This window comes from Amycolatopsis sp. NPDC098790 (assembly GCF_044759945.1).
Classification (GTDB): domain Bacteria; phylum Actinomycetota; class Actinomycetes; order Mycobacteriales; family Pseudonocardiaceae; genus Amycolatopsis.
Map to the genome: position 1 here is coordinate 631672 of NZ_JBIWAI010000006.1, position 13128 is coordinate 644799.

Genomic DNA, 13128 nt, shown 5'->3' on the forward strand with positions numbered 1-13128 from the left:
GTCCTCCTACCCCAGCCGCGGCAGCAGCGCCGCCAGCTCTTCCAGGCTGCGCAGGTCGTTCCCGCGCACGACGAGGTCGACGTGCGGCGCGGCGACCAGCATCCCGACCGCGCCCGGCCGGTGGTGCGGGTTCGTCCACACCAGCCGGTGGCACAGCCGCGAAAGCCGTTCGACGGCCTTCGCCAGCACCTCCGGATCGCCGCGGTCGAGCCCGTCGGAGCAGACGACCACCACCGCGCCGCGGCAGAGCCCGCGCCGGCCCCAGCGCCGGACGAACTCGGTCAGCGACTCGCCGATGCGGGTGCCGCCCTCCCAGTCGACGACCGTGCGGGCCGCCTTCGCGAGCGCGACGTCGGCGTCCCGGCTGCCCAGCTCGTCGGTGATCCGGGTGAGCCGGGTGCCGAAGCAGAACACCTCGACCCGCGCCGCCGCGCGCCGGGCGGAGTAGGCGAACTGCAGCAGGTGCCGCGAGTAGTCCGCCATCGAGCCCGACACGTCCAGCACCAGCACGAGCGCGCGCAGCCGGACGCGACGACGACGGCGGTGCAGCTCGCCGGGTTCGCCGTAGCGGCGCAGCGTCCCGCGCACGGTGCGGCGCAGGTCGGGGATCGGCCCGCGGCGGGCGGGCCGGGTGCGGCGGGTGCGCCGCCGCGGCGGGGTCACGCGCATCCGGGCGATCATCCGCCGGATGGCCGCCAGCTCCTCCGGCGTGCACGCGCCGAACGCCTTGACCTTCACCGACTCGACGCCGGACGCCGTGAGCCCGAGCAGCGCCTCGGATTCCCGGTCCGGGCCGGTGCCTTCGGTTTCCGGCAGGGTGAACACGGCATCGGCTTCCGCCGTCGGCAGCTGCCGTTCTCCGGGTGTGGCGACGTCGCCGAGGTAGTAGCGCCGGAACACCTCGTCGTAGCGGGGGACGTCCTCGCGCCGGCCGAGCAGGGTCACCCGGCCGCCCCAGTACAGGTCGGTCAGGTCGGCCGGGTCCAGCACGGTCATGGCCCGGCAGTAGCTCAGCGCGTCGCCGGGGCCGGCCGCGATCCCGGCGGCCCGCAGCGCGCGGGCGAAGCCGACCAGCAGGGCCACGAGCGCGGGGTCAGCCACCGGAAGTGAGCTCCGCCAGGTTCGCGCGGACGACGTCGAGGTCGTCGCGGTCCTTGACCACCGCGCCGAGCGTGTCGGCGTCGAGCTCGTCCAGGCCGAGGAACCGCAGCATCCGCGCCCAGTCGATGGTTTCCGCGACGCCCGGCGGCTTCGCCAGATCCAGTTCCCGCAGGCGTCGCACGGCCGCGACCACCTTGCGCGCCAGCGCTTCGGGCAGCCCGGGTTCGCGGGCCAGCACGATCTCGACCTCGCGGCCGGCGTCGGGGTAGTCGAGCCAGTGGTAGAGGCACCGGCGCTTGAGCGCGTCGTGCAGTTCGCGGGTGCGGTTGGAGGTCAGCACGACCAGCGGCGGGCTCGGCGCGCGGATCGTGCCGATCTCGGGGACGGTCACCTGGAAGTCGGCCAGCAGCTCCAGCAGGAAGGCTTCGAACTCGTCGTCCGCGCGGTCGACCTCGTCGATCAGCAGCACCGCGTGCGCGCCCTGCCGGACGGCGGTGAGCAGCGGCCGCTCGACCAGGAACTCGGGGCCGAACAGGTCGGCCACGGCGCGGTCACCCGCGTCCGCGGCCGACAGCGCCCGGATGTGCAGCAGCTGCCGGGCGTAGTCCCACTCGTAGAGCGCTTGCGCGGTGTCGATGCCTTCGTAGCACTGCAACCGGACGAGCCGGCGGCCGAACACCTCGGCGACCGTCTTGGCCAGCTCGGTCTTCCCGACGCCGACCTCGCCTTCGAGCAGGATCGGGCGGTGCAGCCGGGTGGCCACGAGCAGAGCGGTGGCCAGGCCGCGGTCGGCGAGGTAGCCGGCGGTGCGCAGCTGCTCGGTCAGGCCGGCGACGGTGTCCGGGTACTCCCGCGTCACGGGTGCCGGCCGGGGCCGAACACGAGGTCGCCGACGGTGCTCGCACCGGCGTCGAGCTTGCCGTCGGCGGCCAGCTGGTCCCGCCAGCTCGAGGTGAGCCCGTCGAAGCCGACCGCCCGCGTGCTCTTGCACGCCTTCTGGGGCCCGCACGCTTCTTCGACGTCTTCGCTGCTGCGTCCGGCGGCGGCCCAGATCTCGCGCAGCACCCGGAGGGTCTCGGGGGAATCGGCCATCAGCCGAGGTTAGAAGCGCTTTCCGCGGCCGGTGGGGCTCGATTAATGCTTCGCTTAAGTTGTAGTGTCCGGTGATCGGCTCGACGGAGAACCTGGGACCATGACACTGGGTCAGCTCAACGCGTTCGTCCTGGTGGCCCGGCTCGGCTCGGTCACGGACGCGGCGAAGGCCCTCGGCGTGAGCGAGCCCGCGGTGTCCCAGGCACTGGCCGCACTGCGCCTGCACCACGGCGACAAGCTCCTGATCAAGCGCTCGGGCGGGATGACGCTGACCGCGGGCGGCAGCCGGCTGCTGCCGATCGCGTCCCAGATGGTGGCGCTCGGCGCGGAGGCGGACGCGGCCGTCCGCCAGGCCAACGGCGTGGCGGCGCGGTTGCAGCTCGCGGTGACCAGCGAGATCGCGGAGTTCGTGGCGAACCCGTTGCTGGAGGCGTTCAGCAGGCGCGCGGGCAACGCGATCGACGCGTCGGCCGGGGTGGCCCGCACGACGGAGCTGCCGGTCCTGATCGCCAACCGGCTGGCCGACGTGGCCCTGGGCCCGGAGCTCGCCGGCGACGCGGCGGAGGGACTCGACTGCACGCCGGTCTTCCGGGGTTCGCTCGTGGTGGTGGGGTCGCCGCACAGCAGGCACCAGGGCGGCCCGGCGCACTGGCCGTGGCTGCTCGACCCGGCGGGCGCCGACCCGGGCAGCGACACGGGACGCCTGCTGCGCAGGCTGGGCGTCGCGGAGGAGGGCATCCAGATCTTCCCGAACCAGACGGCGGCCTGGTCGGCCGCGGCGAGCGGCTCGGGGGTGTCGGTGGCGTTGGAGCACTTGGTGGCCCCGCAACTGCGCCGCAAGGAGCTGGCGGTGGTGCCGACGCGCGGGACGCCGAAGTCGGTGTGCTGGCACGTGACGACGTTGCCGACGGACCGCCGTTCGGGGGCGGCCAATTCGTTGCGGCATTTCTTGGGAATGCCGGCGGCGATGCAGGTGATGCGGGCGCCGGGGAGCGGGGTGCCGCCGTCGCGCTTCCGGCCGCCGGTCTACGTGACGATCTGGAGCTGAACCCGGTCGGTGGCCACGGCATCGGGCTGATCTCGGGTTCTCCGCGCGGGTCCGCAGTGCGGCAAGACCCACGCGGTGCACCCGGACCGACCGTCATGGCTGGCCGGCCTGCCTCCGGAGCCGTTTTCCCGGCGCACCGGCCTTGGTGAGAGCGGTGCCGCGGCTGCGCGATGCGCAGCCGCCGCTCCCTTCTTCCGTCCGGCTGGCTCAGCTGTTCGAGGAAACCTCAGTGGGTCGGTGTGGACGGCCGGCGGGGTGCTGGTCGACGTCGGCGGCCGCCGGTGCTCCGAGCGCGTAGCGCTGTCGCGGTTCAAGGCGGAGTCGGTGCGGGAAGAGCGGCGTGCGCTTTGCCGCGGCGACATCCGATAGGAGCCTCAGCGCGCGCCGGCCAGGAGGGTCAACAGCCTCGCTACCTCGTCGCGCATCCGGTCGCGGCCGGGGGACAGGTACCGGCGCGGGTCGGTCAGGCTCTCCCTCTCGGCGAGCGTCGCGCGGACCGCTCCCGTCAACACCTGGTTGAGCCGCGTGCCGATGTTGACCTTGCGGATGCCGTGCTCGACCGCGCGCCGGACGCCGTCGTCGGGGACTCCGGACGAACCGTGCAGGACCAACGGTACTGGCACCGCTTCGGCGAGCCGGGCGATCAGCTCGTCGTCCAGGACCGCGTCGCGGCCGGCCATCGCGTGGGACGATCCGACGGCCACCGCGAGGGAGTCGACGCCGGTCGCCGCGACGAACGCGGCCGCTTCGGCCGGGTCGGTGCGGACTCCCGGGGCGTGCGCGCCGTCCTTGCCGCCGATCTCGCCGAGCTCCGCCTCCACCCAGCACCCCGCGGCGTGGCACCGCTCGGTGACCGCCCGGGTCCGTGTCACGTTCTCCGCGTAGGCCGACTTCGCCGCGTCGAACATGATGGACCGGATGCCCAGCGCGAGGCCTTGCTCGACCAGGGTTTCGTCCTCGACGTGGTCGAGGTGCACCAGGACCGGCACCGCGGCCGCGCCGGCCATGCTCAGGCACGCGGTGCCGAACGGGTCGAGCGAGCCGTGGTAGCGCACGGCGTTCTGGGAGATCTGCAGGATGACCGGGATACCGGCCTGCTCGGCGCCCGCCACGATCGCCTCCGCGTGCTCCAGCAGGATCGCGTTGAACGCCCCGACCGCCCCGTGCGGGCCGGCGAAGAGGGTCTTGGCGTCGGTGTTCACGCGGTCTCCTTCACGGCGAGCGCGTCGAGCCAGCCGGCTCGCGCCTCGAGATCGACTTCGCCCGCGACGGGGCGCAGGACAGCGGCGGCCGACGTCGCGACGACGTCGGCCAGCGCGGCCGGCCAGTCCACTTCGGACAGACCGGGGCGGGCCAGGTGGCGGGCCAGCGCGGCGGCGGCCGCGTCGCCGGCGCCGGTCGGGTTGCCGACGACCTTTTCGACCGGCCGGACCAGGAATTCGTGGTCCGCGGTCACCGCGAGCACACCCTCTTCGCCGAGCGTGGCGACCACGGCGGCGGCGCCGTCGCGGACCAGCCGCCGCCCGGCCGCGGCGATCTCGCCGGGCTCGTGAAGGCGCTTTCCCGCCAGCTCGGCCAGCTCGTCGCGGTTGGGCAGGAGCACCGCTCCCACCGGAACCGCGGCGCGCAGGGCCGCGCCGGAGACGTCGGCGATCACCGGGATGCCGGACTCGGCACAGAGTTCCACCAGCCGGGCGGGCACCTCGTCGCCGAGCCCGGGCGGCACGCTTCCGGAGACGACCACCGCGTCAACCCCGGCGGCCAGCTCGGCGCGGAAGGCGGCCACGACCTCGTCCCGGGTTCCGGCCGCCACGGCCGGGCCGCGCTCCTGCAGGCTCGTCGTGACGCCGTCGTCCTCCACCACCGCCACGGTCCGGCGCACCGCGGGCAACGCGGGAACAAGCCGGTGCGCCAGACCGAGCCGGTCGAGACCGGCCCGGAACTCGTCCGGCTCGTCCCGTCCGGTCAACGCCAGCACGACGCTTTCGCTGCCCAGCTGCCGGACCACCGCGGCGACGTTCACGCCCTTGCCGCCGGCGCGGCTGCGCACGTCCGCCACCCGGACGGTTTCGCCGACCGCCAGCCCGGCCACCCGGTAGGTGACGTCGATCGCGGGGTTCAGGGTGACGGTGAGGATCACGACGCGGCTTCCCGCCGGTCGGCCGGCGCGGCAACGGGCTCTTCGCCGCTCTTTTCCGTGCTGTACACCATGAGCGAGGAGCCCACGAGGGCAAGCACGATGCCGCCGATCTGGAACCCGCTCGGCAAGGTCTGGAAGACGATCAGCGAGAGCACGATGGTCAGCACGGGGGCGAGCGCGTTGGTGATCGGCGCGACGATCGTGGCCTTGCCCCGGCTCATCGCCATCACGAGGAACAGCGCGCCCACGGCGTTGAGCAGCTGCGTGATCGCGGTCAACGCGGGCGCCTGCCACGGGAACGCCAGCGGGAGCCCGCCCATCATGATCAGCGCGACCGGGATCAGCAGGAGCCCGCTGACGGTCATCCACCCGAACGTCGTCGCGTCGTTGACCCCGACGACCGCGGCCTTGCGCATGAAGTACGCCTGCACGCCCCAGGCGATGCAGACCAGGATCGCCAGCCACAGGTACGTTCCGCTGGTCTCCTGCGAGTCGCCCGACGACACCGAGAACAGGACGATGGCGACCAAGGCGAGCGCGACGCCGGTCCAGCTGAGCGCGGTGAGCCGTTCCCGCAGGGCTGCGAACGCCATCAGGACGGTGATCGCCGGGGACAGCGCCACGATCGGGAAGATGATGTAGGCCGGTCCGATGGTGAGCGCCTTGAAGAGCACCAGCTGCCCGCCGGCGCCGGTCAGTCCGATGAGGAGCCCGTAGACCGCGGCGATCGGACGGCGGTCGATCTTCTGTCCCCGCAACGAAAAGTACGCGGGGATCAGCATGGTGATCGACCAGATGACGTAGACCATCGGGTCGGGGTAGCCGTAGCGGGAGGTGGGCAGGCTGGAGAACGCGCCCCACACACCCCAGAACAGGACCAGCAGGCCGGCGTAGGGAATCCAGGCGGCGCGGCGCTTCGATGCGCTCATGACAACCCCTCCAAGGTGGGGACGGCGGAAATCCGGTCGAGCGGGATGGGCCGGCCCGCCAGCCGGGCGGCGTACACCGCCGCGCCGACGTGCGGGGGCAGCAGCGGCTCGCGCAGCTCGTAGCCGTGGCTGCCGTGCTCGAGCGCTTCGCGGAAGGAGCCCAGGAGGTGCGCCGAGCCGAACATGCCGCCGGAGTAGGAAACCGGCACGGTCTCGCCCGGCTCGAACCCCAGCGCGACGGCCCCGGCTTCGACGTGCAGAGCGAGCTCGCGCCCGGCGCGGCCGAGGATCACGGCCGCCGTGGGGTCGCCCGCTTCCGCGGCGCGGGTGACGACCTTGCTGAGGTCCGCGATCTTCCCGCGGTCCCCGTGCCACCGGTTCATGACGATGTCGATGGCGTCGAGGTCGGTGGTCACCCCGAGGGTCCGGCGCATCTCTTCGGCCAGCGCGCTCGCCGGCTGGCGCCCGTCGCTCATCCGCGAGAACGCGCCGAGCCCCTGGACCGCCACCCAGTAGCCGGAGCCCTCGTCGCCGAACAGCTCGCTCCAGCCGCCGGCCCGCCACTGCCGTCCCCGGCGTTCCCCGTAGGCGATGGACCCGGTGCCCGCGACGACGTTGATCCCGTCCGCGCCGCCGAGGGAGGCCGCCCAGCCGCAGATCATGTCGTTGCCGCACGCGTACCCGACCTCGCCGAGGATCCGGCGGGGGAGCGCGTCGAGCACCGGCACGTCGGCGGAAATCTCGCCGTAGCAAGGGATGCCGAAGAAGGCGTGGACGATCTCGCCGACGTCGATGCCCGCGGTGGCGCAGACCTCGCCGATTCCCCGGCGCAGCAACGGTTCGACGATGCCGATGCCCTGGACCAGGTAGTAGATGCCGGCCGTGCGGGCTTCCGCGACGACGCGGCCCCGCGCGTCGAGCAGGCAGTAGGCGGTCTTCGTCCCGCCGCCGTCCACACCGAGGAACACGGCTCAGCCCTCCGGGAACTCGTGGATGACGACCCCGCGGACCACGCGGTTGACCTGACCGCCGGGGAACGGGTTGTCGGGGGTCAGGCCGTGGGCGAGCGAGCACGCCAAGGCGATCGACTGCGCCGGGATGGCCGCCACGATGGCCCGCAGCGCGTCGGGCAGGTCCGAGATCCCGGGAATCGGCCACGCATCGGCGCCGATCATCAGCACCCGGTCCGGGCCCAAGGATTCGACCAGTTCGCGCGCGATGTCGTCGTCGTAGCGGCGGGTGTAGGGATCGCCGGAGGGGAAGACGACGGCGACGGTCCGGTCGTCGAGGACCGACTTGGGCCCGTGCCGGAAGCCCAGCGGGGTGTCGGCGACCGCGACGACCGCGCCGGCGGTGAGTTCGAGGCACTTCAGCGCGGCCTCGCGGGCCAGTCCCTTGAACGCGCCGGAGCCGAGGTAGACCAGCCGGGCCGGATCGGTGGCGGCGACCGCTTCCGCCCGGCCGGCCGCGGTGCGCAGGACGTCTTCCGCCGCCCTGGCCGCGGCGTCCACGTCGACCTCGAGGCCGAGGGCGAGCAGGGCGGCCAGGGTCATCCCGGTGAACGACGACGTCATGGCGAAGCCGCGGTCGTTCAACCGGTCGGGGAGCGTCAGCACGACGGCGTTCTTGGCGTCGGCCCAGCGGCGGGCGAGCGCGCCGGCGGCGTTGCAGGTGATGACGATGTGGTGCAGCGCGGGGGTCAGCCGCTGCAGCAGTTCGGCCGCCGCCGTCGACTCGGGGCTGTCGCCGCTGCGGGCGAAGGACACCAGCAGCACCGGCCGGTCGCCGGCGACCGCGGCGTGCGGGTCGGCGACGATGTCCGTCGTCGCGATCGGTTCGACCGGCCGGCCGAGGTGCCGGGCGAGGTCGGGGGCCACGACTTCCCCGATGTAGGCCGAGGTTCCGGCGCCGGTCAGGACGATCCGGGTCCGCGGGTCGACGAGCGCGTCGCCGAGCAGGCGGTCGATGTCGGCGCGCACGGCGGCGACGGTCCGCGCCACCTCGGGCCACGTGCCGGGTTGCTGCCGGATCTCCCCGGCGGTGCGGCTTTCGCCCGGCTGCTGCCGGTGCCCCGGTCGTTCTTGGTGCACTGACACCCACATCACCTTTCGGTCGGGGCCGGCTCCGGGCCGGCTCCGCTCTTGGTACGTCGTGGCGTGTCCGGTGAGCAAGAGTTGGCGCGCAAACGAGCATCGCGGATGTTCGTTTGCGGCGTTGTCGCTGGTGAGTTGTCGGATCGATGCGTGAAAGTGCTCGAAACTGTCGTATAGTGTGCAGATATGAGCCTTGCTGGTGTGCGGCCCCGGGAGCGCGCGTCCCGGTCCGAGCGGATGGCGGAGATGGTGCGCGAACTGGGCGAAACGGGCCGCCTGCGCGTCGGTGAGCTCGCGCGCCGGTTCGGCGTCTCCGAGGCGACGCTGCGGCGGGACCTGACGGCGTTGGAGGAGCAGCGGCTGCTGACCCGGACCCACGGCGGCGCGCTGGCCCAGGGGGCGGCCGCCGAGCTGCCGGTCCGCTACCGGGAAGGCCGGTCGAGGGACGCGAAACGGGCGATCGCCCGGCAGGCGGTCCGCGGGCTGCCCGCGGGTCCGCACGTGATCGCGCTGACCGGCGGCACGACGACGGGCGAACTGGCGAAGGAACTGCCCGACCGGGCGGACCTCACGGTCGTGACCAACGCGCTGAACACGGCCATGGAGATCGTGCTGCGGCCCCGGGTGAAGCTCGTCGTGGTCGGCGGCGTCTCGCGCCCGCGGTCCTACGAGCTCGTCGGGCCGTGGGCGGAACAGGTGCTGGCGTCGATCAACATCGGCACGGCGTTCCTCGGGGTCGACGGCATCGACGCCGCGGGCGGCATCACGACCCACGACGAAAACGAAGCGAGGACGAACCGCGCGATGCTCGGCCGCGCGCAACGGGTGGTCGTCATCGCGGACGGCAGCAAGCTGGGCCGGCGCACACTGGCGCGCATCGGGGACGTGACCGAGGTCGACGAGCTGATCACGGATTCGTCGGCCGACGCGGGCAGCGTGGCGGCGATCCGGGCGGCAGGGGTGCGGGTGACGGTCGTCGAAGTGTCCACACCGGACACCAGGCGATCCCTTGTGGACTGACGACGGCCGTCGTCGCGGCGGGAGTGGCTACGCCATCGCGTGCAGACCGCGAAGAACCCGCTCCATGAAGTCGATGCTGGGTCGATCGCCGGTCGTCGGCTGAGTGTCCTGGATCGCCACCAGGCCGCGGTCGGCGAGGTCGGACACCAGGACCCGGGCGACGCCCAGGGGAATCCGCCGGTACGCGGCGATTTCCGCGACGGACTGCGACGAGCGGCACAGGAGGCAGATCGCGGCCTCTTCCCGGGAACAGCCGTGCTCGGGAGCCCGGCCCAGTTCGGTGGCCGCGATGAGTGTTTCGACGGGGAGCGTGCGCGTGGGCCGCGTACGTCCATGGGTGCGGAAGTACGGACGGACAAGATCTGCCGTGTCCGGGTCGAGCCCTAACGCCGGCTCCACTTCGGCTCCTCACTGAAACTGTCGACTGCTCGAAATCATTCGCCGGTCGGCCGATCGTCGGCAATCGACCGAACGGGTAGGGGCTGGTTACGGTCGGCGCCCGGCTTCCCGATGCCGCCAGGCCGCACTCGACTTGTGCGTCTGGACGGCGTAATTTCGCTCAAATCAGACATACTTTCGTTGACTTCGTGCAAAAGTCCTCCCTACGCTCACCGAGCGTCAGGTAGAGACCCTGGCTCTTCCCCGGGGAGCAACGATGCTTCTTGCCGTCCGCGAACGCTGCCGCCGAGCGCTTCTGATAACAACAGCCCTGTTCACAGCCTTGTCAGCGGTCATCGCCGTGCCCGCTCACGCCGCCGTGCCGCCTCAAGAGCCGGGTGTGACCCTTCGGGTGTTCGACATGCAAACCGAGCTGAACAAGCTGTGCACCATCAAGCCCGGGTTGACCCCCAACGTCGACAAGCTGATGCCGACGGTCAACTGGAGCGGCACCGCCGACTTCGGTGTCGGCGACTTCTTCGTGTCCGAGGTGACCGGGAACATCAGCGTCGCGACCGCCGGCGCCCACCAATTCCGGCTGACCAGTGACGACGGTTCCCGGCTGAGCATCGACGGGCAGCCGGTGATCACCAACGACGGGCTGCACGGCTCGGCCGCGGTGACCGGCTCGGTCCAGCTGGGCACCGGCTACCACGCGCTGCGGATCGAGCACTTCGACAACGCCGGCGAACAGCAGCTCCTGCTCGAATGGCAGCCGCCCGGCTCGTCGGCCTTCACGGTCGTGCCCAACTCCGTGCTCAGCACCGATGCCGGCGTCGTCCGGGTGACGTCACCGGGGAAGAAGGAATGCGAAGGCACCACCGACTCGCCTGGCGACGGCCTCCCGCTGACCGGCGTCCACCCCGGCTACACGCTGACCAACCTGCGCCCCAACGGGTTCCAGCCGCAGGTGACCGGCATGGACTGGCTGCCGGACGGCCGGCTCGCCATCGCGACCTGGGGTGGTTCGAACAACACCGCCGGTGAGGTCCACCTGATCACCGGCGCCACCGGCACCACGGATCCGTCGCGGGTGCAGACGCAGCGGATCGCCAGTGGCCTCAAAGAACCGATGGGCATCAAGTACGTCGACGGAAAGCTGTACGTGTCGGAGAAGACGCGGCTCGTCGAACTGACCGACACCACCGGCGACGGCGTGACCGACGTCTACCGCACGGTGGCGACGTGGCCGTTCGGCGGCAACTTCCACGAGTTCGCGTTCGGCCTGCTGTACAAGGACGGGTTCTTCTACGTCAACCTGTCGGTGGCGATCGACCAGGGCGGTGCGACCACCAACCCGCAGCCCGCGCCGGGCCGCGGTGTCACCATCAAGGTCGACAAGAACACCGGCGCCGTCTCCACCATCGCCGGCGGCCTGCGCACCCCGCACGGCATCGGCTGGGGTCCCGAAGGCGACATCTTCGTGACCGACAACCAGGGCGGCTGGCTGCCCGCGAACAAGCTGGTGCGCGTCAAGCAGAACCGGTTCTTCAACCACTACACGAACCCGGCGGGCCCGTTCGACGCGCAGCCGGTGACCGCGCCGGTGGTGTGGTTGCCGCACAACGAAATCGCCAACTCGCCCAGCAACCCGGTCCAGCTGACCCAGGGCACCTTCGCCGGCCAGCTCGTCTACGGCGACGTGACCTACGGCGGCCTGCAGCGGGTCTACCTGGAGAAGGTCAACGGCGAGTACCAGGGCGCGGTGTTCCGGATGACCCAGGGCCTCGAGTCCGGCGTGAGCCGGATCAGCCTCGGCCCCGACGGCGCCATCTACACCGGCGGCATCGACGGCGGCGGCAACTGGGGCCAGCCGGGCAAGCTCGCCTACGGCCTGCAGAAGCTGACTCCCAACGGCACCAACGCTTTCGACACCCTCGCCATGCGAGCTGTCGCGGGCGGCTTCGAAATCGAGTACACGCAGCCGTTGTCCGCCGCGACCGTGCAGAACCTGAGCGGGAAGTACCAGGCCTCCCAATGGCGGTACGTGCCGACCGCCGCTTACGGCGGCCCCAAAGTGGACGAACAGGCGCTTTCCGTGACCGGCGCGACGGTTTCGGCCGACCGCAAGAAGGTCACCCTGCAGATCGCCGGCCTCCAGGCCGGCCGGATCGTGCACGTGCGGTCGCCGCGGCCGTTCACGTCGGAATCCGGTGCCGCGTTGTGGAGCACGGAAGCGTGGTACACCCTGAACTCGATCCCGGGCGGAGCGCCGGCGAGCGTGACCTACGAAGCGGAGCGGGCGACCCTGACCGGCGGCGCGAGCGTCAACACCGACCACGCGGGTTACCAGGCCACCGGGTTCGTCGACGGGTACTGGAACGCCGGCGCCGCCACGACGTTCGCGGTGAACGTGCCGGCGGCCGGGTCCTACAACGTCGGCCTGCGGTACTCGAACGGCCCGAACCCCAGCGCCGGCACCAAGTCGGTGAGCGTCTACGTCAACGGCAACAAGGTCCGGCAGACGCGGCTGGCCAGCACGACCACGTGGGACAGCTGGGCGCTGCAACCCGAAGCGCTGCCGCTCGCCGCAGGCGCGAACTCGATCTCCTACCGGTTCGACAGCGGCGACGCCGGCAACGTCAACCTCGACAACATCACCGTCACCGCGGCCACCCGCGTCCAGCTGTTCACCGGGTCCACAATGGACGCCTGGGAACTGCGTTCCGGGGGCGCGGCCCCGTGGCCGGTCGCCGGCGGCTCGATGGAGGCCCTGGGTGGCGACATCCGGACGCGGCAGAAGTTCGGCGACTTCAAGCTGCACGTCGAGTGGTACGAGCCGAACTACCCGCCGGAGGTGACCGGGCAGGCACGCGGGAACAGCGGCGTCTACCTGCAGGACCGGTACGAGCTGCAGGTGCTCGACTCCTACGGCGACACCAGTCCCGCCAACGACGAAGCCGGCGCGATCTACTCGCAGAAGGCGCCGGACGTCAACGCCGCCACCGCGCCGCTGACGTGGCAGACCTACGACATCACGTTCCGCGCGGCGCGGTTCGACAGCGCCGGGGCCAAGACCGACAACGCCCGGGTGACCGTCGTCTGGAACGGCGTGACCGTCCACAACGACGTCGCCATCACCGGCTCGACCGGGGGCGGTGACCCGGAGGGTGCCGGGCTCGGCGCGATCCGGCTGCAGGACCACGGCGATGCCGGCGAGAACCCGAGGTTCCGCACCATCTGGATCGAACCGATCGGCTGACCACCGGCCGGCGGGGCTCGTTCGGCGAGTCCCGCCGTCCGGTTCGATCTCCTTCGCGGCTTCGG

The 13128-nt window shown here is 71.9% G+C and carries 12 protein-coding genes; 3 read left to right on the forward strand and 9 right to left on the reverse strand.

The genetic code is table 11. From position 1 onward, the window contains the following. Nucleotides 1-6 precede the first annotated feature (6 nt). Genes ACIQWX_RS40060 through ACIQWX_RS40070 form a run of 3 tightly spaced genes read right to left on the reverse strand, consistent with a single transcriptional unit; the run spans nucleotide 7 to nucleotide 2193 of the window. Nucleotides 7-1101 carry a VWA domain-containing protein gene (locus ACIQWX_RS40060; RefSeq protein WP_400882738.1) on the reverse strand — a complete coding sequence of 365 codons (1095 nt, stop codon included), beginning with the start codon at nucleotides 1099-1101 and terminating at the stop codon, nucleotides 7-9. Beyond that, nucleotides 1094-1960 carry an AAA family ATPase gene (locus ACIQWX_RS40065; protein ID WP_400882741.1) on the reverse strand — a complete coding sequence of 289 codons (867 nt, stop codon included), beginning with the start codon at nucleotides 1958-1960 and terminating at the stop codon, nucleotides 1094-1096. Before ACIQWX_RS40065 ends, ACIQWX_RS40060 begins: the two co-directional genes overlap by 8 nt. After that, a complete protein-coding gene (locus ACIQWX_RS40070; protein ID WP_400882744.1) occupies nucleotides 1957-2193 on the reverse strand; it encodes a hypothetical protein in 237 nt (78 codons plus the stop codon). The genes ACIQWX_RS40065 and ACIQWX_RS40070 overlap by 4 nt, the downstream gene beginning before the upstream one ends. Nucleotides 2194-2293: 100 nt before the next feature. Between ACIQWX_RS40070 and ACIQWX_RS40075 the strand changes: the two genes are divergently transcribed. Then, complete coding sequence (locus ACIQWX_RS40075) at nucleotides 2294-3241, forward strand: LysR family transcriptional regulator (RefSeq protein WP_400882747.1); 948 nt, start codon at nucleotides 2294-2296, stop codon at nucleotides 3239-3241. 374 nt (nucleotides 3242-3615) lie between these two features. Here the strand turns inward: ACIQWX_RS40075 and ACIQWX_RS40080 are convergent, their stop codons facing one another. From ACIQWX_RS40080 to ACIQWX_RS40100, 5 genes are read right to left on the reverse strand one after another with little or no spacing between them, the layout of a single operon-like run. Next, nucleotides 3616-4443 (reverse strand): class II fructose-bisphosphate aldolase, encoded by an 828-nt coding sequence (locus tag ACIQWX_RS40080; protein ID WP_400882750.1) that lies wholly within the window; start codon nucleotides 4441-4443, stop codon nucleotides 3616-3618. After that, a complete protein-coding gene (locus tag ACIQWX_RS40085) occupies nucleotides 4440-5381 on the reverse strand; it encodes a 1-phosphofructokinase family hexose kinase (RefSeq protein ID WP_400882753.1) in 942 nt (313 codons plus the stop codon). The genes ACIQWX_RS40080 and ACIQWX_RS40085 overlap by 4 nt, the downstream gene beginning before the upstream one ends. Then, nucleotides 5378-6310: a DMT family transporter gene (locus ACIQWX_RS40090; RefSeq protein ID WP_400882756.1), complete on the reverse strand. Its 933-nt coding sequence runs from the start codon at nucleotides 6308-6310 to the stop codon at nucleotides 5378-5380. Before ACIQWX_RS40090 ends, ACIQWX_RS40085 begins: the two co-directional genes overlap by 4 nt. After that, nucleotides 6307-7278: an N-acetylglucosamine kinase gene (locus tag ACIQWX_RS40095; protein ID WP_400882759.1), complete on the reverse strand. Its 972-nt coding sequence runs from the start codon at nucleotides 7276-7278 to the stop codon at nucleotides 6307-6309. The genes ACIQWX_RS40090 and ACIQWX_RS40095 overlap by 4 nt, the downstream gene beginning before the upstream one ends. 3 nt (nucleotides 7279-7281) lie before the next feature. Further along, a complete protein-coding gene (locus ACIQWX_RS40100) occupies nucleotides 7282-8406 on the reverse strand; it encodes an SIS domain-containing protein (protein WP_400882762.1) in 1125 nt (374 codons plus the stop codon). Between the two features lie 183 nt (nucleotides 8407-8589). Between ACIQWX_RS40100 and ACIQWX_RS40105 the strand changes: the two genes are divergently transcribed. Next, the gene (locus ACIQWX_RS40105; protein ID WP_400882765.1) at nucleotides 8590-9423 is read left to right on the forward strand and encodes a DeoR/GlpR family DNA-binding transcription regulator; all 834 of its coding nucleotides are present in this window, start codon (nucleotides 8590-8592) and stop codon (nucleotides 9421-9423) included. A 27-nt stretch (nucleotides 9424-9450) separates the two neighbouring features. Here the strand turns inward: ACIQWX_RS40105 and ACIQWX_RS40110 are convergent, their stop codons facing one another. Continuing rightward, nucleotides 9451-9822 carry a DUF742 domain-containing protein gene (locus ACIQWX_RS40110; RefSeq protein ID WP_400882768.1) on the reverse strand — a complete coding sequence of 124 codons (372 nt, stop codon included), beginning with the start codon at nucleotides 9820-9822 and terminating at the stop codon, nucleotides 9451-9453. Nucleotides 9823-10078: 256 nt separating this feature from the next. On the opposite strand from ACIQWX_RS40110, the gene ACIQWX_RS40115 reads away from it, so the two are divergent. Further along, a complete protein-coding gene (locus ACIQWX_RS40115; protein WP_400882770.1) occupies nucleotides 10079-13063 on the forward strand; it encodes a family 16 glycoside hydrolase in 2985 nt (994 codons plus the stop codon). Nucleotides 13064-13128 lie beyond the last annotated feature (65 nt).